Annotated in this window: 30 protein-coding genes; 1 reads left to right on the top strand and 29 read right to left on the bottom strand. The window is 41.1% G+C overall.

What is annotated here, in order from left to right; translation table 11 throughout:
* Positions 1-5 precede the first annotated feature (5 nt).
* Both dapB and JOD03_RS02140 read right to left on the bottom strand, forming a co-directional pair.
* On the bottom strand, positions 6-776 hold the full coding sequence (gene dapB / locus JOD03_RS02145; protein WP_204589169.1) for a 4-hydroxy-tetrahydrodipicolinate reductase: 771 nt from the start codon (positions 774-776) through the stop codon (positions 6-8).
* Complete coding sequence (locus tag JOD03_RS02140; RefSeq protein WP_204589168.1) at positions 773-1,108, bottom strand: nucleotide pyrophosphohydrolase; 336 nt, start codon at positions 1,106-1,108, stop codon at positions 773-775. The genes dapB and JOD03_RS02140 overlap by 4 nt, the downstream gene beginning before the upstream one ends.
* Before the next feature lie 90 nt (positions 1,109-1,198).
* Between JOD03_RS02140 and JOD03_RS02135 the strand changes: the two genes are divergently transcribed.
* Entirely contained in the window at positions 1,199-2,068 is an 870-nt protein-coding gene (locus tag JOD03_RS02135; RefSeq protein ID WP_204589167.1) for a YitT family protein, read from the top strand.
* Between the two features lie 86 nt (positions 2,069-2,154).
* Here the strand turns inward: JOD03_RS02135 and JOD03_RS02130 are convergent, their stop codons facing one another.
* The 27 genes from JOD03_RS02130 to rpsA form a co-directional block, all read right to left on the bottom strand.
* A complete protein-coding gene (locus JOD03_RS02130; RefSeq protein ID WP_204589166.1) occupies positions 2,155-2,832 on the bottom strand; it encodes a zinc metallopeptidase in 678 nt (225 codons plus the stop codon).
* A gap of 33 nt (positions 2,833-2,865) precedes the next feature.
* The gene (gene lhaT / locus JOD03_RS02125; RefSeq protein ID WP_392456442.1) at positions 2,866-3,474 is read right to left on the bottom strand and encodes a lipoprotein heptaprenylglyceryl N-acetyltransferase LhaT; all 609 of its coding nucleotides are present in this window, start codon (positions 3,472-3,474) and stop codon (positions 2,866-2,868) included.
* A 65-nt stretch (positions 3,475-3,539) separates the two neighbouring features.
* Positions 3,540-4,319: a menaquinol-cytochrome c reductase cytochrome b/c subunit gene (locus JOD03_RS02120; protein ID WP_204589165.1), complete on the bottom strand. Its 780-nt coding sequence runs from the start codon at positions 4,317-4,319 to the stop codon at positions 3,540-3,542.
* A 39-nt stretch (positions 4,320-4,358) separates the two neighbouring features.
* Positions 4,359-5,033 (bottom strand): menaquinol-cytochrome c reductase cytochrome b subunit, encoded by a 675-nt coding sequence (gene qcrB, locus JOD03_RS02115; protein ID WP_204589164.1) that lies wholly within the window; start codon positions 5,031-5,033, stop codon positions 4,359-4,361.
* Between the two features lie 18 nt (positions 5,034-5,051).
* Positions 5,052-5,558: a QcrA and Rieske domain-containing protein gene (locus JOD03_RS02110; protein ID WP_204589163.1), complete on the bottom strand. Its 507-nt coding sequence runs from the start codon at positions 5,556-5,558 to the stop codon at positions 5,052-5,054.
* 174 nt (positions 5,559-5,732) lie between these two features.
* Positions 5,733-6,173 carry a DUF2487 family protein gene (locus JOD03_RS02105; RefSeq protein WP_204589162.1) on the bottom strand — a complete coding sequence of 147 codons (441 nt, stop codon included), beginning with the start codon at positions 6,171-6,173 and terminating at the stop codon, positions 5,733-5,735.
* A complete protein-coding gene (locus JOD03_RS02100; RefSeq protein ID WP_204589161.1) occupies positions 6,174-6,725 on the bottom strand; it encodes a ReoY family proteolytic degradation factor in 552 nt (183 codons plus the stop codon).
* Between the two features lie 12 nt (positions 6,726-6,737).
* Positions 6,738-7,982: a tetratricopeptide repeat protein gene (locus JOD03_RS02095; protein ID WP_204589160.1), complete on the bottom strand. Its 1,245-nt coding sequence runs from the start codon at positions 7,980-7,982 to the stop codon at positions 6,738-6,740.
* 64 nt (positions 7,983-8,046) lie between these two features.
* Complete coding sequence (aroA, locus tag JOD03_RS02090; RefSeq protein ID WP_204589159.1) at positions 8,047-9,336, bottom strand: 3-phosphoshikimate 1-carboxyvinyltransferase; 1,290 nt, start codon at positions 9,334-9,336, stop codon at positions 8,047-8,049.
* A 12-nt stretch (positions 9,337-9,348) separates the two neighbouring features.
* Positions 9,349-10,437: a prephenate dehydrogenase gene (locus JOD03_RS02085; RefSeq protein WP_204589158.1), complete on the bottom strand. Its 1,089-nt coding sequence runs from the start codon at positions 10,435-10,437 to the stop codon at positions 9,349-9,351.
* Between the two features lie 5 nt (positions 10,438-10,442).
* Positions 10,443-11,540 carry a histidinol-phosphate transaminase gene (gene hisC, locus JOD03_RS02080; RefSeq protein WP_204589157.1) on the bottom strand — a complete coding sequence of 366 codons (1,098 nt, stop codon included), beginning with the start codon at positions 11,538-11,540 and terminating at the stop codon, positions 10,443-10,445.
* 9 nt (positions 11,541-11,549) lie between these two features.
* A complete protein-coding gene (gene aroH, locus JOD03_RS02075; protein WP_204589156.1) occupies positions 11,550-11,915 on the bottom strand; it encodes a chorismate mutase in 366 nt (121 codons plus the stop codon).
* Positions 11,912-12,979 carry a 3-dehydroquinate synthase gene (aroB, locus tag JOD03_RS02070; protein ID WP_204589155.1) on the bottom strand — a complete coding sequence of 356 codons (1,068 nt, stop codon included), beginning with the start codon at positions 12,977-12,979 and terminating at the stop codon, positions 11,912-11,914. The genes aroH and aroB overlap by 4 nt, the downstream gene beginning before the upstream one ends.
* Position 12,980: 1 nt before the next feature.
* The gene (gene aroC / locus JOD03_RS02065) at positions 12,981-14,153 is read right to left on the bottom strand and encodes a chorismate synthase (RefSeq protein ID WP_204589154.1); all 1,173 of its coding nucleotides are present in this window, start codon (positions 14,151-14,153) and stop codon (positions 12,981-12,983) included.
* Positions 14,154-14,278: 125 nt separating this feature from the next.
* Positions 14,279-14,725 (bottom strand): nucleoside-diphosphate kinase, encoded by a 447-nt coding sequence (gene ndk, locus JOD03_RS02060; protein WP_204589153.1) that lies wholly within the window; start codon positions 14,723-14,725, stop codon positions 14,279-14,281.
* Positions 14,726-14,792: 67 nt separating this feature from the next.
* On the bottom strand, positions 14,793-15,767 hold the full coding sequence (locus JOD03_RS02055) for a polyprenyl synthetase family protein (RefSeq protein ID WP_204589152.1): 975 nt from the start codon (positions 15,765-15,767) through the stop codon (positions 14,793-14,795).
* Positions 15,768-15,783: 16 nt separating this feature from the next.
* Positions 15,784-16,482: a demethylmenaquinone methyltransferase gene (locus tag JOD03_RS02050; protein ID WP_204589151.1), complete on the bottom strand. Its 699-nt coding sequence runs from the start codon at positions 16,480-16,482 to the stop codon at positions 15,784-15,786.
* Positions 16,483-16,498: 16 nt separating this feature from the next.
* Positions 16,499-17,146, bottom strand: coding sequence for a heptaprenyl diphosphate synthase component 1 (locus JOD03_RS02045; RefSeq protein ID WP_204589150.1), 648 nt, complete (start codon positions 17,144-17,146; stop codon positions 16,499-16,501).
* 15 nt (positions 17,147-17,161) lie between these two features.
* Entirely contained in the window at positions 17,162-17,386 is a 225-nt protein-coding gene (mtrB, locus tag JOD03_RS02040; RefSeq protein ID WP_204589149.1) for a trp RNA-binding attenuation protein MtrB, read from the bottom strand.
* A 53-nt stretch (positions 17,387-17,439) separates the two neighbouring features.
* On the bottom strand, positions 17,440-18,009 hold the full coding sequence (gene folE, locus JOD03_RS02035; RefSeq protein ID WP_204589148.1) for a GTP cyclohydrolase I FolE: 570 nt from the start codon (positions 18,007-18,009) through the stop codon (positions 17,440-17,442).
* Between the two features lie 123 nt (positions 18,010-18,132).
* Complete coding sequence (locus JOD03_RS02030) at positions 18,133-18,405, bottom strand: HU family DNA-binding protein (RefSeq protein WP_094941762.1); 273 nt, start codon at positions 18,403-18,405, stop codon at positions 18,133-18,135.
* A 321-nt stretch (positions 18,406-18,726) separates the two neighbouring features.
* Entirely contained in the window at positions 18,727-18,957 is a 231-nt protein-coding gene (locus JOD03_RS02025) for a stage IV sporulation protein A (RefSeq protein ID WP_239584749.1), read from the bottom strand.
* A gap of 58 nt (positions 18,958-19,015) precedes the next feature.
* Positions 19,016-19,729, bottom strand: coding sequence for an LPS-assembly lipoprotein LptE (locus JOD03_RS02020; RefSeq protein ID WP_338032421.1), 714 nt, complete (start codon positions 19,727-19,729; stop codon positions 19,016-19,018).
* Entirely contained in the window at positions 19,726-19,911 is a 186-nt protein-coding gene (locus tag JOD03_RS02015) for a DUF2768 domain-containing protein (protein WP_275580359.1), read from the bottom strand. Before JOD03_RS02015 ends, JOD03_RS02020 begins: the two co-directional genes overlap by 4 nt.
* Positions 19,912-19,944: 33 nt before the next feature.
* Entirely contained in the window at positions 19,945-20,964 is a 1,020-nt protein-coding gene (locus JOD03_RS02010; protein WP_204589145.1) for an NAD(P)H-dependent glycerol-3-phosphate dehydrogenase, read from the bottom strand.
* Positions 20,965-20,979: 15 nt separating this feature from the next.
* Positions 20,980-22,290 (bottom strand): ribosome biogenesis GTPase Der, encoded by a 1,311-nt coding sequence (gene der, locus JOD03_RS02005; protein ID WP_204589144.1) that lies wholly within the window; start codon positions 22,288-22,290, stop codon positions 20,980-20,982.
* Between the two features lie 89 nt (positions 22,291-22,379).
* Positions 22,380-23,522, bottom strand: a complete 1,143-nt coding sequence (gene rpsA / locus JOD03_RS02000; protein WP_204589143.1) for a 30S ribosomal protein S1 — start codon at positions 23,520-23,522, stop codon at positions 22,380-22,382.
* Positions 23,523-23,568: the final 46 nt, after the last annotated feature.

Raw genomic sequence — 23,568 nt, 5'->3', positions numbered from 1 at the left:
ATCTCCTAATCAATCAGGTTTTCGAGCCCGTAAATAAGTTTTGTTGTTGTCATGACTTCTTTAATACATAGTGCAACCCCTGGCATAAATGAACCACGTGTAAAAGAATCATGGCGCAATGTTAAAAGTTGTCCTTCTCCACCAAACAATACTTGTTGATGAGCCACTAACCCAGGTAGTCGTACACTATGTAATTTAATACCTTCTAAATCTGCACCGCGTGCGCCTTCGATAGACTCTTGTTCTTCAGGATGGCCTTGTTGATGCGCAGGACGATTATTTTGAATGAGCTCGGCAGTTTTTACTGCTGTACCAGAAGGAGCATCCAACTTTTTATCATGATGCATCTCAATGATTTCTACGTCTTGCATATAACGAGCTGCCTGTTCAGCAAATTTCATCATAAGAATGGCTCCGATTGAAAAATTCGGCGCAATTATACAACCGATTTGAGTCTTTTCACAAAGCTCTTCAAGTTCCGTTAAGTCCTGCTGTGTAAACCCTGTTGTTCCAACTACTGGGCGAACACCAGCTTGAATTGCTGCGGTTGTATGTTTCATACCTAGTTCAGGTGTGGTTAGATCAATAAAGACTTGCGGGTTCGTTTCCTCAAGTAATTGTTTAATTGATGTATATACAGGTACAGAACCTAAATCTAGATCTGACTGTTTTGAATCTAGGACGGATACAAGTTCAAATTCAGCATGTGCCACTACCATGCTAACAGCTTCTTCTCCCATTTTACCACGAGGTCCTGCGATAGCTACACGAATCATTGTAGTTCCTCCTTCTTTGTCCAGCGGTCTTTATCACGCGTGTTAAATTTCTCCATTACTCGGTCTAGTGCTTGTTGCATATTAATATTTTGCGCATTCGCAAAACAGATGAGAACAAATAAGAAGTCTCCGAGCTCTTCTTCAATCGCTTTTTCCGTTTCCGTACTTTTCTTTTTTTTCATGCCATAAAGATGCTGCACTTCACGAGATAACTCTCCAAGTTCTTCCGTCAGACGTGCCAGCAATTCCATCGGAGGAAAATATCCTTCTTTAAATTGACCAATATATGAATCGACTTCTTGTTGCATTTGATGCATCGTTTTTTGTTCCATTTCACCACTCCTTACTGTTTATCGTAGCTATTGAAAGAGTTGTTGTCAAAGCGTAGCAAATGACAGATAATGAGGATTGAGGTGGATGGAATGAAATTAGGATTAAAATTTAAAAACATCTTCTTTATCATGCTCGGGGCTGCGATTTTCAGCTTTGGGTTTGTTCATTTTAATATCCAAAATGAACTGGGAGAAGGTGGATTCTCAGGAATCACATTGATACTTTATTTTGTGCTTGGCTGGGACGTTGCACTCATGAACTTATTATTAAATATTCCAATGTTTATTATCGGCTGGAAGCTCTTGGGTCGTAAAGTATTTTTGTATACATTGATTGGAACTGTCAGTGTTTCAGTATTTTTAAAGATTTTTCAAGTGTATGAAGTACAAATCGGCTTACAAAACGATTTATTCTTAGCCTCACTGTTTGCCGGAGTCTTTGTCGGAGTGGGACTTGGAATCATTTTCCGGTACGGAGGTACAACAGGTGGCGTGGACATTTTGGCGCGACTTGTGCACAAATACGTCGGCTGGAGTATGGGAAAGACAATGTTCTTATTCGATGCAGGAGTTATTTTACTATCCTGGTTAACATTCTTAGACGAACGTTCAGTGATGTATACACTTGTTGCTGTATTTATCGGTGCTCGCGTCATTGATTTCGTGCAAGAAGGTGCTTACTCGGGTCGAGGGGCATTTATCATCTCTGATCACCAGGCGGAAATCGCAGAGCGCATTGGAAAAGAAATGGACCGCGGCGTGACAGTACTGGATGGGCACGGGTTCTATTCAAAAGCGAAACGAGAAATGCTCTACTGTGTCATCGGGCGAAACGAGATTGTTCGATTAAAGAGTATTATTACTTCTGTTGATCCACATGCATTCGTTTCGATAGTGGATGTACATGACGTCATGGGCGAGGGCTTTACGCTGGATGAGAATAAAAAGCCATTTGATTAACAAGAAAAGTGGAACAGGCTCGTCCAGAAATGCCGAGTAAATCATAAAAAAACTGCTCAGAGCAAAATGCTCTGAGCAGTTTTTATTTATTCGCTACGTTGCATACCTGTATAGATTAGAATCAAACGAAGTAACTCAAGTACTGCTACTGCCGCTGCTGCTACATACGTCATAGCTGCTGCGTTCAATACTTTCTTCGCATGACGTTCTTCTTCATTGCGAATTAGGTTCAGACTGACCATTTCATTCATGGCACGACTTGAGGCATTGAACTCAACTGGTAAAGTTACAAGTTGGAAAACTACACCAGCTGCAAGTAAACCAATACCGACTAATAGCATTTCTGGTATTGTCGATAAAATACCAATTAGAATAAAGATCCAAGAAGCATTCGAAGAGATATTCGCAACAGGTACTAACTTGTGACGAATTGTTAAGAACGAGTACGCTTCTTTATGTTGAATCGCATGTCCAACTTCGTGTGCGGCAATCGCAGTTCCCGCTACAGATGCCTCGTGAAAGTTGTGAGACGATAAAGCAACGATACGCGTCATCGGGTTGTAGTGATCGCTTAAAAACCCTTTACTCTCAACAACTTGAACATCTTGTAGACCGTGTGCATCTAGTATCGTGCGTGCAACTTGTGCACCCGTCATACCAGATGTTGATCGAACTTTTGAGTACCGTTTATACGTACTCTTCACTTTAAATTGTGCATAAAGCGGTAAAATTAATAGAACAGCAAAGTAAATTAGAAAACCCACTGTTTTCCCCCTCTTTTCTGATATACCTCTATTTTATCGACTCTTGATCAAATTATCAAATGTCATGTATCGCTTCGTACTTATATTCCAAGCGGCGAGTGCTATACATCCTATTGATAACCAAAATGTAAAATAGCCGATTTGTGATGAAAATTCGAGAAGTGAACGATAAATAGGCATCTGCCCAAAAACATAGTCAATCACATCATTATGCAGTGTCCAAATAGCTGCAATGCTCAATGAAATCCAGCCAAAGCGGTACCACGGGAAATAAAGAATCGCTTGAACGGCCATCCCAAAATGGGAAATCACAAGCATCCATCCGACAGGTCCGATGGGTCCATCTACTCCAATGGTCAGCAAATTCATGACAACTGCCCATAACCCATACTTTACAAGCGTGACTAGAGCTAACGCCTCGATTAGTCGCCAATTCTTCCCTAACAGCCAGCCTAATAAGGCAAGTGTGAAAAACAAACTTGCAGTCGGACTATCCGGAACGAAAATATAGTAGATGGGTTCCGTGATAGACAATTGTCCTTTATACCAATAATACCCGTAAATCGTACCCAGTAAGTTCACAACAAACAACAGCCACATAAACGGCTTTGCATACAATACGGAACGAATGAGTGTCATCATAACTCGTAGTCCTCTCATCAAGTGATAAAAAAAAGAGAGTCATGACTGACTCTCTTTTAGAAGTATTATTCTGCTGGTTCTAAAGTTGAGATGAATTCAGAAAGCTTTTGAAGCTCTTCATCTGTTCCTTGATAAGTTCCAGCTGGCATAGTACCTACACCGTTTACAGCGATGTCATAAATCTCTTCAGCTGATAGACCAGTACCAACTAGCGTTGGTCCAAGCCCACCTTCAAAGGCATTCCCGTGACATCCTATACAGGACGATGTGGAGTACAATTGATAGCCTTCGGAGTTTTCATCGAATTCTACAGCTACTTCTTCACGAATCTCACCTGCTGCACGTTTTGCATCCCAATCTACGTTCACTACAGACTCCCATGTTAGGAAGATCATAGACGCGATTGCAAGAAGCATAAAGCCAGTTGGTAGAGGACGCTTGAATGGACGACGTTCTTTCGACGTATCTAAGAACGGTACAAGAAGTAGTGCCATAAATGCGATACCTGGAATAATGATTGCACCAATAATGTTATATGGTCCTGATGCAAATTCATATTTCAGAAGTTGGTATAAGAATAAGAAATACCAGTCTGGTAATGCAGTATATGCAGTGTCAGTCGGATCTGCTTGACGCTCCAGCGGTGCTGGATGCGATACCGTTAAAATTAGATAACCTACTAAGAATACAGAACCAATCAACCATTCTTTTAGTAGAAAGTCTGGCCAAAACGCTTCTGTTTTCCCTGGATACTCAGAGTAATCTTTAGGTCCCTTTTTCTTACGGCTAGATGGATGCAGAACACGAGAGTCACCCACGAATTTTAAACCTTTTCCGCGATGCATGAAGTCCCCTCCTTGTTATCCTCTTTTTCCACTAACCTATTATAGTGGACCTGAAATACCTTGACGACGAATTAAGATAAAGTGAGCTGCTAATAATCCGAACAATGCTGCTGGTAAGAAGAATACGTGAATTGCGAAGAAACGTGTAAGTGTCTGCGCACCAAGGATTACTTCATCCCCTGCTAACAATGTCTTAATTGCTCCACCGATAAATGGAACCGAAGCTGCAATCTCAATACCTACTTTTGTTGCAAACAATGCTTTCATATCCCATGGTAACAAGTAACCCGTAAATCCAAGGCCTAACATAATACCAAAGATTCCTACTCCTACCATCCAGTTTAATTCACGAGGTTTTTTATACGAACCTGTGAAGAAAACACGCAATGTATGCAAGAACATCATAACGATAACTAGCGATGCTCCCCAGTGGTGCATACCCCGAACAATCTCTCCGAATGCCACTTCATTTTGAAGATAATAAACAGAGTTCCATGCATTTTCAATATCCGGCACATAGTACATTGTTAAGAACATACCTGAAAGAATTTGAATAACTGTAACAAAGAACGTTAATCCTCCGAAACAATACACAAACGCCGAAAAGTGGTGTGCAGGGTTTACGTGTTCAGGAACTTCATGGTCTGCGATGTCACGCCAAATTGGTGTAATATCGAGACGCTCATCTACCCAATCATAAATCTTGTTCAGCACGATGTCGTACCCCCTTTATTACACTAATGTATTCGGAACAACTGGACCTAACTCAAGTAATCCATCTGCACTTTCACGTACTTCATACATGTCAAGTGGACCACGTGGTGGTGTTCCTGGAACGTTCTTTCCATTCTTTTCATATAATCCTGCGTGGCAAGCACAGAAGAATCGATTTGGATGTGCGCTGTCAGTCGCCCAGCCTACTGTACATCCCAAGTGTTTACAGATAGGAGATAAGGCAACAATTGTGTCTCCATCTCTATAGACCCATGCCGTGCTCGTTACTTCTGATGAATACCATGCATCAATTTGCTCGAAGTTGAAATCGACACGAGTCGGTTCTTCAGTAATATCAGCGACAGGTAGATCCGTAAGAACGAAGTCTGCACCATCTTTTTTCTGAAGAACAGGGTCAATTGCAAAACGAACCATTGGCATGAGCATACCTGCAGCCATGAATCCGCCAACTCCAGTAAGTGTATAGCTTAAAAATTGACGTCTTGTTACTTTGTTGTTGCTCATCGGTTTCCCCCCTCTAACGTAAAGGTCAGTCCAAAGGACATACTTGCGTGAATAAAATAATACTAGGACAGTTCAATGATACTTTAACCTAGCAATAAAATCAATATTGGCTAGGGGTGAATTCGACAGTTTGTGAACATTTGTTGAATCCTATTGAAAAATAAAGAAATGCCGTTATGTAGACCATTTTTCAGCGATACGAGGAATGATTTGACGCACTTGATCATCCAAGATTTTTATTTTCATTTTTGCGTCCATTGAATCCAATGGAATCGTTGGTGTCCACAGCACAGAATCATCGATTGCTAGCCATTCTGAATCCCCAGTGATAAATAAAACATGTTTAAATGGTGAATTCTCAAAAGCTAGCTTCCAATTACTATACAGGTCTTCTTTCTCTTGTCCTTCGACATAGCAAAAAGAAGGGAAAGCGACAACTCTCCCTTTAAACTGATTCTCCAATGCATTCACAAGTGATAACACATAATCGGATTGAGACGCTGCATTATGAAGCGTCTCTTTTTTCAATCCAATTGAAATCAAGGGTACAAGAGCTGTGTCAATAAACTCTGTTTGTTGAAGGAACTGTGTACTGTCTTTTCCGTTATAAAACATTTAGTCAACCTCCGACTGCAACTCATAATAGTGTTTAGAAAGTCTAGCAAATAGCTCTCTGTCTTGCGCATCAAGTGCTCGATCAATTGCTTTTTCAAGTTGTAACAGTTGATAGTGCTTTAAGGAGCTGTCGACCACTTGATCTGCTGTTACTCGATCCATCTTTTTCAGTTCTTCATTCATTGGCAAGAATGGGTTGTCTTCCAACACAGCAATGAACTGGGGAATACGTTTCTTATCTGGGAATTTTAACTCGATGTACATTGGTTCATCTGGATGTAAGCGCATATCATGAAAAGATTTTTCAGCATCTGCTGATACGATTGTTCCTTTATAGAAGCGGAAAGGTGCACCTGTAGATGACGTAGTCGAAATCATCATGCCACGGGGACAATGTTCCACCCCTTCAACAAAATGAACATTTTCGAGCAATTCTTCATGACTCACCAAGTAATTTAAAATCCATACGCTTTCACGCCGCTTCAACTGAAAATTCGACAGCAACCATTTCACAAAATCACGCTTTTCATTTGCTGTTACCGAAGCAGTCATAGCTAGTCCCTCCTATAAGTTATCTATCATTTCTCGCCACTCTACCGCTTGAGGATGTAAACTAAGCAGTTGCTCAATGACTGATTTCGCTTCTTTACGTTTCCCCTCTTCTAGTAAGAAGTATGCATATTTTTCAAGAAAATAGACATCTTCTTTTTGTTCAGTGTATGCGAGCTTATAGAAATCGTATGCTTTATTATAATTTTCTAATTCATGATGACTTTGTGCCAAGAATGGATAGAGGGAAGTCAATGTTGCTCCATCTGCTTGAACATCTGCTGCCAGTTGAACTACAGCTTCATACTCTTCTTGATGCATGTAAAGGTGGACTAGGTGTAAAATGCCATCAATGTATTCTGGATCAAGAGCAATCGCTTCACTAAAGTAGCGTTGTGCTTTATCTTCTTGGCCTAATTTAAGTGCCAGTTTCCCTGCAACTAGATAATACTCTTTTTCAAAAGAGTCTTTTTCAATCCCTTGTTCTATTCTTTCAAGAGCTGATTGGTTCTCCTTGAGCATGCCATAAGCTTGTGCAGATAATAAATAAGCTGAATAGTAATCTGGGTCTGCCGCGAGTAATTCGTCTAATTGCTCAATCGCTGCTTTATAGTCACCGATCTGGAACAACGCATACCCATATTGGAATAGTTTATCAGGAGCTTCCCCCTGTGCTAAAGAATCTTTAAAATAAGGAATCGCTTCTTCGTACGCAGCTCCTGCTGAATAGGTTTCTGCTAACTTTTGGGACAAATCTATATGTGGAAGTTCTGAACGGAGTGGATACACTTCTTCATAGATACGAGCTGCTTCCAAATATCGACCTGTCTCGCGTTTTAGTTCTGCCTTGGCAAGTTTTAAAAGTGGCTCATCAGGCATCAACCGGGTTGCTTCTTCTAACTTTTGTTCCGCTACTTCATAAAGACCCGTCATTTGATAATAGTCTGCCATTGCAAGTAGTACTTGTGGATAGACTTCAGACTGTCGTGGAATTTCCTGGAGAATTGTGAGTGCCTGTTCTTCTCTACCTACCTCGAGCATCCAAATAGCTTGATCTACTTTTAACTGTTCTTCTTCCGGGAACAAGTAGACAAGATGCTCGAGCATACGAATCGCTTCTTCAACAAAACCATACGCTGCGAGTTGTTCAGAAGCTTGATAAATTTCATCTGGCTCTGCATTTAATAGATATGTCTCTAATTGTTCTTGCCAATCATTTTGACCCGTCTCGATTTGACGGAGAATTTCATTTAATGTCATTTCAATCACTTCTTTCTTGCCTTTAGTTTACACGAATTTCTAGAAAACAAAAAGAAGACAGACTCTAATGTGAGTCTGCCGTCAATTTTGAATAATGGTCAAAAAATGTAGGGTAACTTACGGCAATGCACTCTGGATCATCTAACTCAATCGGAGTCGATGTTAGTAGGGAAGCAATCGCCCCCATCATGCCAATTCGGTGATCACCGTACGTTGTTATTTTTCCACCGGTCAGAGGAGTCGGACCCGTAATAACCATACCGTCCTCCGTTGATTCAATGTCTGCACCTAATTTTTTCAGCTCTGTCACAACTGCATCTATTCGATTTGTCTCTTTTACTTTCAGTTCTTCTGCATCACGAATGATAGTCGTACCTTCAGCTTGCGTAGCTAGAAGCGCAATGATGGGAATCTCATCTATAAGACGCGGAATTAGACTTCCACCAATTTCTGTGGAACGTAAGGAACTTGTCCGAATCTTGAGTGTCCCAATTTCTTCGTGAGAAGGAGAGTCCGCAAAATCAAATGATAAGTCAGCTCCCATATTTTTGAGTACTTCCAAAATACCATCTCGCGTCGGGTTCAAGCCAACGTTCGCAAGTTCCACTTCAGAGTCCTTGGTGATCGCACCTGCTACAAGCCAAAAAGCAGCGGAGGAAATATCACCTGGTACGACGATATGTGCCGGTGTCAGTGTTTGTCCACCCCGTAAAGAAATGGTTTTGTCTTGTTCATCAAGCTCCACTCCAAAGTGACGCAACATTTTTTCTGTATGGTCCCGAGTTTTTTCAAGTTCGGTAATAATAGTCGTTCCCTCAGCACGAATACCTGCTAAAAGAATGGCTGATTTCACTTGTGCAGATGCGACTGGCATCGGGTAATCAATTGCGGTGAGTTCGCGACCTTGAATAGCGAGTGGTGTGAAATTACCGCCTTTTCTACCAATAATATCTGCGCCCATTTGTCGAAGTGGATCTGTTACCCGTTTCATTGGGCGCTTTTGAATCGACTCATCTCCAATCATCACAGAAGCAAAATTTGTCGATGCGAGCACCCCTGAAAGAAGACGTGTTGTCGTTCCTGAGTTACCTGTATACAAAATTGTGTCCGGCTCAACCCAGTTCTCAATTCCGTCACTTGTTATTGTGACGGATTCGCCTTCTACTGCGACATCCACACCAAACTTACGCACACAGTCAATAGTGCTAAGGCAATCGTCACTTTGTAAAAAACCTTCAACGGTTGTCACACCTTTTGCCATCGCTCCAAATAGAATTGAACGGTGAGAAACGGATTTGTCTCCAGGGATAGAAAGAGTCCCTTTTAATCTACCAGTATGTTGTAAACTCTTCACACTATCACTTCCTTACGCAATATACGTTTCATAGGTTGTTTCTTGATGAATACACTCCATCGCACGCACGCGATCTTCATCAGACTGTAAACTAATCACTAAAATACCAAACAAATCATCCCGTGTCTCAATAATACGGATGTTTAAAATACTAATCTTATGGGATGCAAGCAAACCTGTTACTTCAGAAATCACTCCTGGATAATCGGGTACATCAATGTACAGGTCAAACGTGCTGTAAAGTGCCCCTTGTGTATGAATCGGTAAGATATCTCGTTCTCGTTTCGCTTCAAGGTAGTAGTTTTCAATAGCTGTAGCGTCCCCTGTAGCTACAAGTTGTCTCACGTTTTGCATCTCGTCTAGCCAACTGTCTAGCTGATCTAATAACTGATCTCGGTTTTGCAATGTAATATCTCGCCACATGACAGGATTCGCAGATGCAATCCTTGTCGTATCACGAAATCCACCTGCTGCTAGCCTCTTAGTCAAAGGGTTTTTCGCTTTTGTTGCCAACTGATGAACAAGTGAGGATGCAATAAGATGTGGAAAATGGCTTACTGTAGCCGTCATTTCGTCATGCTCTTCCGCTGTCACTTTTACCACCTTCGCTTTTGAAGGTGCAAGAAGCTTTTGGAATGTCTCGAGCTGTTCGTTGGAAGTTTGATTAGATGGACATAAAACAAAATAGGCATTCTCAAATAGATGAGCACGGGCTGCCTCTATTCCACTTTTATGTGAACCTGCCATTGGATGCCCACCAATGAACGGCAATTCTAATTCATTAGCAAGATCCACAATTTCTTTTTTTGTACTCCCCGTGTCGACTATAAAAGCACCCGGTTTCATCGTCCATTTTAAAGCTTCTTGAAGCAATTCTTTCGTCGTGTTCACTGGTGTCGCTAAAATCACAATATCCGCTTCACGAACGGATCGCGCAAGTGAGTAAGCCATTTCATCGATTACATCGAGCCTTCGTGCTGTTCGGACCGTGTTAGCGTCGACATCATAGCCTATCACATGACACTCTGTATTTCTTCGTAGTGCAAGTGATAGGCTTCCACCAATCAGCCCAAGTCCTACCACAACTACTGACGTTTTCATTTCAATCACACTTTCTGTTTTAAAACTAATTGCTCTAATTCTTGTAGAAGACCTTTATTTTGTTCAGGTGTGCCGATTGTGATACGCAGTGTTCCAGGAAGTCCTAATGCATTCCCACTACGTACAATATATCCTTTCGACATCAAATACTGGAAAGTTTCATCACTATCTTGCTCTATATCAATCAATATAAAATTTGTCTGTGTTGGAAAATATCGTAGCCCGTGCTTTTCACAAAATGCCACATAGCGCTGTTTTTCTTGTTTGTTTTGTTCTACTGTATGTGCAATAAACTGTTGATCTTGTAGAGCGACTTGCGCCACATCTTGACTTAGTGTCGTGTTATTGAACGGTTCACGTGTCGGTTCTAATTGCGCAATCACCTGTTCTGAGCCAATTCCGTAACCGATACGGAATGCTGCTAATCCATATGCTTTAGAGAATGTGCGTAAAATCAACAGATTTGGGAATTCTTCAAGCCACTGTATTGGATTTATATAGTCTTCTGCGTCTACATACTCGAAATAGGCTTCATCTACAACGACAAGAACATCTTTTGGTGCTTGTTGAAGAAACGAATAAATAGCGGATGAAGGCGTCAAAGAACCTGTTGGATTATTCGGGTTGCAAATCCACACAACGGCAGTTTGATCTGTCACCTTCTGAAGCATCGTTTCTAGATCGTGCGTACCATCCTCATTTAAAGCAACTGCGATGAAATCTGCACCTTCAATCTTGGCATTGTGCGCATATTGACTAAACGTGATATCCGCTGCAATCGTATTCACTTCTGGAGATAAAAGTGCTCGCGCAATTAGTAAAATCACTTCATCCGACCCGTTCCCAAAGATCAGTTGTGTCGGTTTTACATTCAAGTGTTCTGCAACTGCATCGCGAATCGTCTGCGCATACCCATCTGGATAGAGGGCAAAGTCGATGGACTGTGTTGCTAGATACTCACGGACTTTCGGAGAGGATCCTAGTGGATTTTCATTAGAGGCAAGTTTGATTACTTGATTTAAACCAAATTGCTTTTTTACTTCTTCCATCGTTCTTCCTGGTTTGTACGCTTGTAAACCCGCTAATTGTTTTTTAAACTTCATTGCAATTCCTCATTTCTTCACTAAGTCTGGGCGCAATGTCACTGCCTCATTCAAGTATATATGTTCTACTTGGTTTTGAGCTACTGTTGTATTGACATGCATCATAATTCGAATGCATCGTGGCAAACTCTCTGCAACAGACATTTCATGCATGCACATGACGGGCACATACTCCCACCCTTCAATCGTACGAACGGCTTTTGCTGGAAAAGCCGAAATGACATCAGGGGTTGTAGAAATAATTACAGATGCAACGTCTTCAGCCTGAATAGAATTTACACGGGCCATCTCCATCGCAAGTTCTTGAGTAGCGATGAGAATTTGGTCTGGCTGATCTGCTGGAATCGTAGTTGCTCCTCGCACTCCTCTAATCATGTTCGCTCCTCCTTTACTAAGTTTACTAAACGATCATGAGCCAATCGTATTGCTTCTTCACGAACGGTGCTCACATACGGTTTTCCAATTTCATGTAAAAGTACAAATTGGATATCTTCGCCGCTATTTTTTTTATCATTTCGAATATACGTGATAATTTCTTCTATAGAAAACTGGGTTACAGCTTCTAGCGGGTATCCAAGTTTTGAAAGTTGTTTAAACCAATTCGTCGCGAGTTGCTCTAGGCCACTCAAGTAGAACGTTACAACAAGACCAATCGCAACGGCTTCTCCATGCTTCAGACGACCAAAACCGGCAAGAGCTTCTAAGGCATGACCATAAGTATGGCCAAGATTGAGATACTTCCGCACAGAAGCCTCTTTCTCATCTTGTTCCACAATTTTTGCTTTTACCTGTATGCCTTTTGCTAGCTCGGCTTGCCAATCTAATTTGCGTAGAGTATTGATAGAAGTAATCGTTTGGAGGTGATTCGACCAAGTACCATCTGAAAGGAAAGCGTGTTTAATAACTTCTGAAAAACCTGAACGCACTTCACTATCTGGGAGAGTTTTCAGAAAAGTTGGATCGTACAAAACACCGAGAGGCTGATGAAAAGCTCCGATCATGTTCTTTCCAAGACTATGGTTGATCCCTGTCTTCCCTCCAACCGCACTATCGTGTGCAAGAATCGTTGTTGGGATTTGAATGAAGGGGATCCCTCTCATATAGGTCGCTGCGACAAATCCTGCAAAATCTCCGATAGCCCCTCCCCCAAATGCAATTAGCACAGACTTTCTTGACACAGCATTTTCAAGTAGGAATGTCATCGATTGCTCATAGTGAGTCAGTGTTTTTGCAGACTCACCCGCACGAACAAGATGTAAACTGAATTCCAAGTCGAGCTGTCGCTTAAATTCTTCTCCGTGCAGAGTCCAGACATGCTGATCTGCAAATACGACCAATCTGTCATACTGAGCAGGCAACACGTTTGAAATTGACTGAATAGCCCCTTCTTGCAGAATAACGGGATAAGCCGCACTAGCTGTTTGAATAGTAAGTTCCATTTTAAAACTCCTTTGCAGCCTTACGTCGCTCATTGACGGCATTTCGCAATTGATCTAGGTGATCTGCAGGGAATGTTTCTAACAACGCTTGGGCAACTTCCCAAGCAATGACATGTTCCGCAACGACTGAAGCAGCCGGAACAGCGCAAGCATCAGAGCGCTCAATACTTGCTTTGAATACTTCTTTTGTATCGATATCTACGCTCTCAAGTGGTTTGTACAAGGTCGGAATTGGTTTCATCACGCCTCGAACTACTAATGGCATACCTGTAGACATACCACCTTCTGTTCCTCCAAGACGATTGGTCTCACGTGTATACCCATCTTGTGCATTGTAACGAATCTGATCATGAACTTGACTACCAGGTAGATTGGCCATTTCAAACCCTAGACCAAGCTCTACACCTTTAAATGCATTAATACTCATCATTGCAAATGCTAGTCGAGCATCGAGTTTACGGTCGTAATGCACATAGCTACCAACACCTGCTGGCATTCCAGTCACACGCACTTCGACGACTCCACCAATCGTATCTCCGGCTTTTTTTGCAGCATCAATTGCAGCGACCATCTGTTTTGATACTTCTTCATCCAAACAGTAGACCGGGTTACCTGCTGCACGCTCTGCGATTTCAGCAGCTTCAAGTGTTTCTGGAATAGAGCGGTCGGCGTGAATGCCCCCAATCGTCGTCACATACGCGGTTACGTGAATACCCAATTGTTCTAGCATTTGTTTTGCTAGCGCACCAGCAGCAACACGTACAGTAGTTTCGCGTGCTGAAGAACGTTCCAAGACGTTGCGAAGGTCACGGTGGTTGTATTTAATCCCACCGACAAGATCTGCATGTCCTGGTCGTGGTCTAGAAATTTGTCGTTTCACTTCTGTATCGTCTTCTGGAGGTTCAATACCCATAATATGTGTCCAGTGTTTCCAATCATCATTTGTCACTTGCAAACAAATAGGAGACCCTAGAGATTTCCCGTGACGAACACCTGCTGTGATTTCGACTAAATCTTTTTCAATCTGCATACGTCGTCCACGCCCATGTCCTCCCTGGCGTCTACGCAATGAATCATTTAATTTTTCAATTGAGATTTCAAGTTGAGAAGGTAAACCTTCAATAATAGTTGTCAGTTGAGGTCCATGTGACTCTCCGGCAGTTAAGTAACGCAAAATAACTTTCTCCCTTCAACGTGCTAAAGTATATGTTTTTCACTATACCACAATCATACGTGAATCTGAAATGGTGTACACCTAGAAAAACAAAAAAGACACCCAAATGGATGTCTTTTAGCGGATTAGTTAATCCAGTCGTTTGAAGATTTCGTGTAAGAAACTAGCTCTTCTTCTTTAAAGAATAAACCGATTTCTCGCTCAGCAGATTCAGCAGAATCTGAACCGTGAATGATATTTTTTCCAACAGTTACTGCAAAGTCTCCACGTACTGTTCCAGGAGCTGAATCTTTAGGGTTTGTAGCACCCATCATAAGACGTGCAGTTGAAATTACATTCTCACCTTCCCAAACCATAGCGAAAACTGGTCCAGAAGTGATAAAGTCTACTAATTCGCCAAAGAAAGGACGCTCTTTGTGCTCACCGTAGTGCTCTTCAGCAAGTTCAGTTGGGATTTGCATTAATTTAGCCCCAACAAGTTGGAAGCCCTTCTTTTCAAAACGGCCAACGATTTCACCAATAAGGTTACGTTGTACGCCATCAGGTTTTACCATTAAAAATGTTTTTTCCATTTTAGTCGCTCCTTAAAATCAAGTTTCACACGTTTAAAATCGTACCATTGTCTTGACTGAAGTTCAATTAAAATTTGCGTTTACTCATAAATAGAGCAATATTTTGCAAAGATCGTTTAGCGGGGCTATTTGGAAGGCTACGCATCTCGTTCATTGCTTTCTCTAAATACAAGTTGCTCAGTCGTTTTGCTTTTTCTAAGCCTTCGGATTTACGAAGAACTGTGAGCAGTTCATGTCGCGTCTCTTCTGTCGTATCTCCTTGTTCGATGCGTGCTAATAATCTTGAAACGTTTGCCTCATCACGTGCATAGACGACCGGTAACGTAATATTACCGAGGAGTAAATCACTACCCGCTGGTTTTCCAAGCATTTCATCCGTTGATACAATATCTAAAATATCGTCGACAATTTGGAAGGACATCCCTACGTAGTAACCAAAATTCCGTAAATGAATGCGTGTCTTATCATCGACTTCAGAAGCAAGCGCCCCAAGTTCACAGGATACACGAATCAACAGAGCGGTTTTACGACGAATTCTTCGCAAATAGTCTTTCACAGACAAATCATATAAGCGTTTATCTTCCACTTGTTCAATCTCACCTATGCATAATTCGACCATTGTATCAGCAAGTAACTTGTGAGCATATGGCTTTTCGATATTCGCAAGGGAAGCAATTGCTTTTGAAAACAGGAAGTCCCCTGTATACATGGCCATGCGATTGTTCCATTCGGCCTTCACTGTTGGTCTGCCCCGTCTAGTGTCGGCATCATCGATTACGTCATCATGTACAAGTGATGCCATATGGATCAATTCAACAGGAACAGCTACATGTTTGATGCGTTCAATAGAAAAGTCCCCAAATTTCGCAGATAACAATACAAAAACAGGACGAATTCGCTTTCCACCTGCTTGGAGCAAATGCAAAGAAGCATCTGTTAGCAGTGGAGCGTCGGATGCTACAGAAGTTATCAATTCTTTTTCGACTTGATCTAGGTCAGGTCGTAAATCGGCATATAAGGCTTTTAATTTCAACTTGTCCACTCAATACCATTCCTAACTACATCTTATAGCCGATATGCCGAGCTGCTGCTCCTCCACTATAAGGCTTACTTGTCACATTTTTAAATCCTACTTCTTCAAATAGTGCTGTAAGTGCTTGTCTATTTGGAAAGTCTTTTTGCGATTCTTGTAACCATGAATATTCATCGTAACTTTTTGCAAATAACTTTCCAAATATCGGCATGATATAACGGAAATACAATCGAAAGAAGCTATTGTATAGTTTTGAATCCGGTTGAGATGTCTCTAAACAAACAACCATACCTCCAGGTTTCACCACTCTGTACATTTCACTTAATACTTTTTTGTAATCAGGTACGTTGCGAAGTCCAAAACCGATTGTGACATAGTCAAATTCATTATCTGCAAATGGAAGCTCCATAGCATTGCCATGAATCAATTCAATTTGAGAAAAAGGTGCCGTCTTTTCACGTCCGACAGATAACATGTTTTGACTAAAATCGAGTCCAACTACTCTTCCTGATTCGCCAACATCTTGCCCTAATGCAATTGTCCAGTCTGCCGTTCCACAGCATACATCTAGAGCTGCAGATCCTGGTTTAACAGCCATAGCGTCCATAGTATCTTCACGCCATTTTTTATGCTGTTGAAAGCTAATTACGGCATTCATGGAATCATAGTTGGAAGAGATTTTTTCAAAGACTTCATGCACGCGTTGTTCTTTTTGTTTGGCCATAAGTCCACCTTCATCCTTACAATTTTGTCTCTAGTTCGACTTGTTCTTGAAGTAGAGACCGAATATACATTTTTAAATCGGAGGGTAGTTGTTCATACGCCTCGAGCTGACCCAGTAGGTCTGAAACGTCCATCTGCGGGAGTTGGCAAAAAGCGATTGTTTTTGCCAGTGGTACATACTTTGTCAGTCCTAGTTGTTGAAAAAGAGCTTGAGTAGGTGCAGTCACGATCGTCTGAGAAGCAGTTAAACGTTGCACTTCTGAAGTTTTGTCTACGCAAAGAAGCTGTGTGCGTGCTTCTGTCATAAGACGAATAGAGTTTGTTAACTGACCAATCAGCTCTGTTTTGCCTTCAACGGATAACAATTGATAATATTTACCACTATAATAATCTCCAGCAAGTACTTGTAACTGCTGACTTTTGTTTAAAGTCCCTCGCTCTATAACATCGTCATGACTTGACAGCGCAATATAGATAATCGCTGTTGCGTAGTAAGAAGTAAGTTCCTTTTCGTTTTCACCTACTAACAAAGGTAAAAACAACGAGGTCATCTGCAAGTCATTTAGCTTGGGTACCCCTGTATGTTTAACGAGTGACGGATGATACAGAATCTTCGCTATATCGTCACGCCAATTGTTTACTTGTTTTTGATAAATGTTTGTCATCTGTACGACCACCAACTATTTTGATTTCGACTCGCTAACAGCAACTCCATGAGCAGTCTGAATTTCAGCTTTTCCACGAATCTTTACAGCAGATGTGTGGTCTGTGAACTGTGCAATCATGACTTCTCCTGTATCGAGCTTTTCTGAATGATGGAACTTTGTATCCGTCCCACGCGTCAACCCGATTACATGCACACCATCTTCTAAAGCTTTAATTACAATAAATTCATTAGTCGCCATTGTCATGTCTCCTATCTGTATTTCTTAAGTTTACCATAGAGAGAACGTAATAATTAGGACATTTGTATGAAGGAATGAATTTCCGCACGTTTTACATCATCTTCTTGGAAAACGCCACGTGCAACAGCAGTAATTGTCTTAGCACCTGGTTTTTTAATTCCGCGCATTGTCATACACATATGTTCTGCCTCAATCACGACATATGCACCGTAAGGATTTAGCATTTCCATAATATTGTCCGCAATTGTAGAAGTTATACGTTCTTGTAATTGAGGACGTCTCGCTGTCGTTTCTACAGCACGCGCTAATTTACTTAAACCTGTCACAACTCCGTTACGAGGAATATAGGCAACATGCGCTTTCCCGTAAAAAGGAACCAAATGATGTTCACACATCGAATGAAACGGAATATCTTTTACAAGCACTAATTCTTCATGGTCTTCATGAAAAATCGTTTTAAAATATTCTTTTGGATCTTGATGTAGACCTTCAAACATCTCCGCATACATTTTGGCAACTCGCTTAGGTGTTTCTATAAGACCTTCACGAGCAGGGTCTTCTCCTACAGCTTCTAAAATCATTTTTACTGCATTCTCTATTTTATGTAAATCGACCGTTGTCATCGCGGTTCCCCCTCGTACATTCATCATTAGAATCTTAACACAATGGGTAGTAATGGGGAAATTGTATATCTTGAATTAGAGCAAATAAAAAGAACAGCCACTAGGGCTGTTCTATGTAGACCATTATTTTACTGCATCTTTAAGTGCTTTCCCTGGTTTGAACGCAGGAACCTTAGAAGCAGCGATTTCGATTTCTTTACCTGTTTGTGGGTTACGACCTTTACGAGCCGCGCGCTCACGCACTTCAAAGTTACCAAAACCGATTAATTGAACTTTGTTTCCTTCTGCAAGAGCAGATTGGATGGATTCAAATACAGCATCAACCGCTTTAGAAGCATCTTTCTTTGAAAGAGAAGCTGATTCTGCTACAGCATTAACTAATTCTGTTTTATTCACATCATTCACCTCCTCTCAAGGAAGATACATTCAATCTGTAAAAAGAGTATCACAACGAAATAACGGATGCAACTCAATTTGCTACACAAATCGTTGTTATATAAGGATTTTGAGCATATTTCTGAGGGACTATTCAGCATTTTAATAAAGCACAACATTTGGAAATACGCAAATAGTTTCCATAATATTTTTATTGAAACTAAAAAAGAAGCCGTATAGGCTCCTTTCTTCTCACAAAATAAATGAAACCAATCCTTGTTGTTCTTGCTTCACTATTTTTTCAATTGTTCTTACAAGCCTATGTTTTACTTGTCCAACCAATCACTGCGTTTCTTCTGAAAAAGGTGATTCTGAATTAATCAACAATACAAACGGCTTACCAAGTGATTTTAGTTGTGCCACAATTTCTTGCTCGGCCTCTTCAATCGATGGGAGGACTAAATGCTCAAGTAATTTTGAAATCAAAGTGGATTTGCCTACGCGGACTGGTCCCACGACGCCTATATATCCATCTTCATTTGTTCGTTTCACTAGTTCATTGAGAGCGCTCATCGCCATCCCCCTTTCATAGTTCACACTATGAAAAAAAGACCCACAGTAGACCTGTGGATCATTCTGGCAACATAAAAATTGGTTCATTATCTTCATTCACGGTATATGGAAGTGAATATGCAGGAACAATCGGTGAATCGTCAATTAACAAGTACCGAATATCTGTACCTGGTTCAACCGGTTCATCGAGTTCTTGCAACTTCAAATTGAGTTCAAGTGAATAATCAATAAAAATTTCTCCCGTTCCAATAGCCACTAATGGCAATTGAGCGGTGGAATATGGACTTGGTACCGTCACTTCAGACGAGTATCCCATTTTTTCATAATCAAGTGCATAGACACCTTCTGCTAACGTTTCAGCAATTGGCGCATATCCATTAATAGAGCGGCGAAAGTTTAAATCCCGCAAGATATCTGTGGCGCGAAGATCGACAAGTTTAACAGTAGGATTCTCCTCTACATCCCAAATAATGTATTGATAGAATCCTCCAGCTTCAAAAGAGTTCGGTGGTACTTGTCCCATGATCGAAGGAACGATTTTCATGAAATCTACTGGATATTTGATAAATTGATCGACCGTTTGATCGCGTTCCTTGATAGGCAATAATCCCCCAGTGTTCTCACTGTACTGATCAACCGCTCTTTGAACTTGTTCAAGTTGCTCTGGATATGGATTGACGTTATCCGGTTGGTAGCCACTTTGGAATCCACAGGCTGATAGCAGGAGCATCGCACCAATAAGATAGATAAACAGCTGCTTTTGTTTCATCATGCTGTTCCTCGTGTTGGGTTAAATATGATATATAGCATGGAGACAAAACCAAGCAGCAGACAAACCCAGGCCACAATTCGGATTGGCCAAGCGACCCAGTTATTTTGAATTTTAGTGTTTACAAATAACATCAATAACATCGCAACAAACATAAATCCCATTGATCCAAAAGAGACCCACATTTTGTCTAATGACGACATGATAATCCCACTTTCTTAAAACGATTTAAAATCTTCTAGTTCGTGCTTCTTTGTACGAAGCATCAATTGATCTACACCTTCTTTAGGTGTTAACCGTTCAAACAATACTTTGTAGAGTGCTGTTGTAATCGGCATCTCGATGTCGTATTTTTGGGACAGCTGGTACGCTGCTTTCGTTGTGCGAACACCTTCCACAACCATACCCATATCTTCTAATACTTCTTCAAGAGAATTGCCTTTGCCTAATAGATTTCCTGCTCGCCAATTTCGGGAATGGACGGATGTACACGTCACAATCAAATCTCCCATACCAGTCAAGCCGATAAACGTATAAGGTTCTGCTCCCATTTGAATACCTAGTCGACTGATTTCCGCAAGTCCTCGCGTAATTAAAGCAGCTTTAGCATTGTCCCCGTAGCCTAAACCGTCTACAATACCAGCAGCCAGAGCAATCACATTCTTTAATGAACCGCCGAGCTCCACACCAATAATATCTTCATTGGTATAGACGCGGAAATAGTGATTCATGAACAAATCTTGTATTTTTTTTGCAGCTTCAATATCTGTGCTAGCCACAGTTACGGTAGTTGGATGCTTTAACACGACTTCTTCTGCGTGACTAGGCCCTGATAAAACAACGATACTTGATCGAAGTTCAGCTGGAATTTCATCTTCCATAATTTCAGAAATTCGCTTTAAGGAATCTGGCTCAATTCCTTTAGATACGTGAACAAATGTTTTAGGCGTGTTTAAGAAAGGCATAAAGTTACTGATGACTTCCCGAAATGCTTTAGTAGGAATTGCTAGTACGATAACGTCAGAATGCGCAATCGCTTGCTGTAAATCGCTCGTTGCTTTCAGCGATTCAGGTAAAAGACGATCAGGCAAATATTTTGAGTTTGTGTGGTGGGAATTGATTTCATCTGATTGACTTTGTCGATGAGACCAAATCAAAGTGTTATGATCATTTTCAGCTAGTACAAATGCAAGAGCTGTCCCCCAACTTCCTGCCCCTATGACCGTGATTGTTTGCATTCTCTGCTCCCCCTTTTATGTGCGTGCACGCGCGATGATTTTAATTGGAGTCCCTTCAAAATCAAATGCTTCGCGTATACGGTTTTCTAAGAAACGGATATAAGAGAAGTGCATCAGCTCAGGTTCATTGACGAACACAACAAATGTCGGTGGACGAGTGGCAACTTGAGTTGCGTAATATATACGCAGACGCTTCCCTTTATCCGATGGAGCTGGATTTCGTGCTACTGCATCTTCTATTACCTCATTAAGAATAGAAGACTGGATACGCATCGCATGGTTTTCACTTACACGTTGGATAATTGGGAAGATGTTATGCACGCGTTGTTTCGTTAGAGCAGAAACAAAAACAATTGGCGCGTAATCTAAGAATAGGAAATGTTCACGAATTTGTTGTGTAAATACATTCATTGTCTTTTCATCTTTTTCTAAAGCATCCCATTTGTTTACAACGATAATGACACCGCGGCCTGCTTCATGCGCATATCCTGCAATCTTCTTGTCTTGCTCTTGAATTCCTTCTTCAGCATTCAAGACTACTAGGACAACATCTGAACGTTCGATCGCTTTCAATGCACGTAGGACACTGTATTTTTCAGTACTTTCATATACTTTCCCTTTTTTCCGCATTCCTGCCGTATCGATCATCACATATTCTTGATCATCAAATGTATAATGTGTATCAATCGCGTCACGTGTTGTACCTGCTACATCACTCACGATAACACGTTCTTGACCAAGAACCGCGTTAATTAGTGACGATTTACCGACATTCGGACGGCCGATCAATGAGAATTTAATGACTTCATCACCATAATCCTCTGCATCATCTTCTGGGAAGTGTTTTGCAGCTTCATCTAATAAGTCACCAAGTCCAAGTCCGTGAGAACCTGAGATCGGAAAAGGCTCACCCATGCCGAGTGAATAGAAATCATAGATCATATCACGCATGTCTGGATTGTCTATTTTGTTAACTGCAAGCACAATAGGTTTTTTAGTTTTGTAAAGAATTTTTGCCACGTATTCATCCGCAGCTGTGACACCTTCACGACCGTTTGTGAGGAAGATGATGACATCCGCTTCTTCCATCGCAACCTCTGCTTGTTGTTTGATTTGCTCTAAAAATGGCTCATCACTTAATTCAATACCACCTGTATCGATGATACTGAAATCATGTGTTAGCCATTCTGCTGAACTATAGATACGATCACGAGTAACACCTGGTGTATCCTCTACTATCGATACGCGTTCTCCTACTATACGATTAAAAATAGTCGATTTGCCGACGTTCGGCCTACCGACGATTGCTACTACTGGTTTTGTCATTTCGTTCATCCTTCCAACTTCATCTAAAAGGTATTATACACGAATACGGGCCAAAAAGAAAAAACAGAGGCATAGAAGCCTCTGTTACATTACTCTTTATTAAAATCTTTGAAACGGTCCCCTAACACATCAGAGATTGAAAAGCCTTTAGATTCTTCCGGCATTTCGTAATCTGAGAAGTCATCCGCCGTATTTTCTTGAAGCTCCTTGATGCTCAGTGAAAGTCTGCGCTCTTCAGGTTTCACATCTAATACTTTCACTTCAACTTCTTGCCCTTCACTTAGCACTTCGTGCGGAGAACCGATGTGTTGGTGAGAGATTTGTGAAATGTGCACAAGTCCTTCCACTCCTGGGAACACCTCAACGAATGCTCCAAATGAAGCAAGTCGTTTTACTGTACCTGTATGAACGGATCCGATTTGGGCTTTTTCTGATACAGTTTCCCAAGGACCTGGGAGTGTATCTTTGATGGACAGTGAAATTCGTTCTGCGTCACGATCTACTGATAAGATTTTGACATTCACTTTTTGCCCTTCACTTAAGGCACTCGCCACGTTATCTAAGTGATCGTGAGAGATTTGTGAAATGTGCACAAGTCCGTCAACCCCTCCAATATCAACGAATGCTCCAAATGAAGCAAGTCGTTGCACAGTTCCTTCAACTACACTTCCAACTTCAAGTTGATCAAGAGTTTGCTGTTTTAAAGAAGATTTCTGCTCCTCTACAACAGCTCGGTGTGAAAGAATGACTCGGTTTTTTTCTTTGTCGAGTTCAACAATTTTGAACTCTAGTGTCTTGCCTTTATAGTCATCGAAGCTTTCGACAAAATGATCTTCTATCAAAGAAGCAGGAATAAATCCTCGTACGCCGATATCGACGACAAGTCCACCTTTCACTACTTCTTTTACTTCTGTTTCTATAATTGTACCGTTTGTAAATTTCTCTTCAAGTCCGTTCCAAGCCTCTTCAGCTGCTGCTTTTCGCTTTGAGAGGACATAATTTTGCTCTTCTACTTTTGTGACCATTAGTTTCAGTTCATCGCCAACTGCTACTACGTCTGAAGCTTTTTCTACGTGAAGACTAGATAACTCGCTGATCGGTACAATACCGTTAAACGGAGCGTTCTCGATTGTAACTGTAATCGACTTTTCATCGACTTGTTCTACTTTCGCTTGAACAATATCGCCTTCTTTGAGTACTGGGATATCGTTTACATTCATTTCTTCTGTCATAAGATAATCCTCCTCCACTACGTCTATAGCTTATTTTAGTCGAAAT

It is taken from the genome of Chryseomicrobium aureum (assembly GCF_016909155.1).
GTDB classification, from domain to species: domain Bacteria; phylum Bacillota; class Bacilli; order Bacillales_A; family Planococcaceae; genus Chryseomicrobium; species Chryseomicrobium aureum.
This window is presented reverse-complemented; position numbering and strand designations above follow the sequence as displayed.

Bases quoted from the DNA above. Each gene is read 5' to 3' on its own strand.
- dapB (WP_204589169.1), bottom strand. From the start codon at position 776: ATGATTCGTGTAGCTATCGCAGGACCTCGTGGTAAAATGGGAGAAGAA.
- JOD03_RS02140 (WP_204589168.1), bottom strand. From the start codon at position 1,108: ATGGAACAAAAAACGATGCATCAAATGCAACAAGAAGTCGATTCATAT.
- JOD03_RS02135 (WP_204589167.1), top strand. From the start codon at position 1,199: ATGAAATTAGGATTAAAATTTAAAAACATCTTCTTTATCATGCTCGGG.
- lhaT (WP_392456442.1), bottom strand. From the start codon at position 3,474: ATGATGACACTCATTCGTTCCGTATTGTATGCAAAGCCGTTTATGTGG.
- JOD03_RS02120 (WP_204589165.1), bottom strand. From the start codon at position 4,319: ATGCATCGCGGAAAAGGTTTAAAATTCGTGGGTGACTCTCGTGTTCTG.
- JOD03_RS02110 (WP_204589163.1), bottom strand. From the start codon at position 5,558: ATGAGCAACAACAAAGTAACAAGACGTCAATTTTTAAGCTATACACTT.
- JOD03_RS02105 (WP_204589162.1), bottom strand. From the start codon at position 6,173: ATGTTTTATAACGGAAAAGACAGTACACAGTTCCTTCAACAAACAGAG.
- JOD03_RS02100 (WP_204589161.1), bottom strand. From the start codon at position 6,725: ATGACTGCTTCGGTAACAGCAAATGAAAAGCGTGATTTTGTGAAATGG.
- JOD03_RS02095 (WP_204589160.1), bottom strand. From the start codon at position 7,982: ATGACATTAAATGAAATTCTCCGTCAAATCGAGACGGGTCAAAATGAT.
- JOD03_RS02085 (WP_204589158.1), bottom strand. From the start codon at position 10,437: ATGAAAACGTCAGTAGTTGTGGTAGGACTTGGGCTGATTGGTGGAAGC.
- hisC (WP_204589157.1), bottom strand. From the start codon at position 11,540: ATGAAGTTTAAAAAACAATTAGCGGGTTTACAAGCGTACAAACCAGGA.
- aroH (WP_204589156.1), bottom strand. From the start codon at position 11,915: ATGATTAGAGGAGTGCGAGGAGCAACTACGATTCCAGCAGATCAGCCA.
- aroB (WP_204589155.1), bottom strand. From the start codon at position 12,979: ATGGAACTTACTATTCAAACAGCTAGTGCGGCTTATCCCGTTATTCTG.
- ndk (WP_204589153.1), bottom strand. From the start codon at position 14,725: ATGGAAAAAACATTTTTAATGGTAAAACCTGATGGCGTACAACGTAAC.
- JOD03_RS02050 (WP_204589151.1), bottom strand. From the start codon at position 16,482: ATGGCCAAACAAAAAGAACAACGCGTGCATGAAGTCTTTGAAAAAATC.
- JOD03_RS02045 (WP_204589150.1), bottom strand. From the start codon at position 17,146: ATGACAAACATTTATCAAAAACAAGTAAACAATTGGCGTGACGATATA.
- mtrB (WP_204589149.1), bottom strand. From the start codon at position 17,386: ATGGCGACTAATGAATTTATTGTAATTAAAGCTTTAGAAGATGGTGTG.
- folE (WP_204589148.1), bottom strand. From the start codon at position 18,009: ATGACAACGGTCGATTTACATAAAATAGAGAATGCAGTAAAAATGATT.
- JOD03_RS02025 (WP_239584749.1), bottom strand. From the start codon at position 18,957: ATGAGCGCTCTCAATGAACTAGTGAAACGAACAAATGAAGATGGATAT.
- JOD03_RS02020 (WP_338032421.1), bottom strand. From the start codon at position 19,729: ATGATGAAACAAAAGCAGCTGTTTATCTATCTTATTGGTGCGATGCTC.
- JOD03_RS02015 (WP_275580359.1), bottom strand. From the start codon at position 19,911: ATGTGGGTCTCTTTTGGATCAATGGGATTTATGTTTGTTGCGATGTTA.
- JOD03_RS02010 (WP_204589145.1), bottom strand. From the start codon at position 20,964: ATGCAAACAATCACGGTCATAGGGGCAGGAAGTTGGGGGACAGCTCTT.
- der (WP_204589144.1), bottom strand. From the start codon at position 22,290: ATGACAAAACCAGTAGTAGCAATCGTCGGTAGGCCGAACGTCGGCAAA.
- rpsA (WP_204589143.1), bottom strand. From the start codon at position 23,522: ATGACAGAAGAAATGAATGTAAACGATATCCCAGTACTCAAAGAAGGC.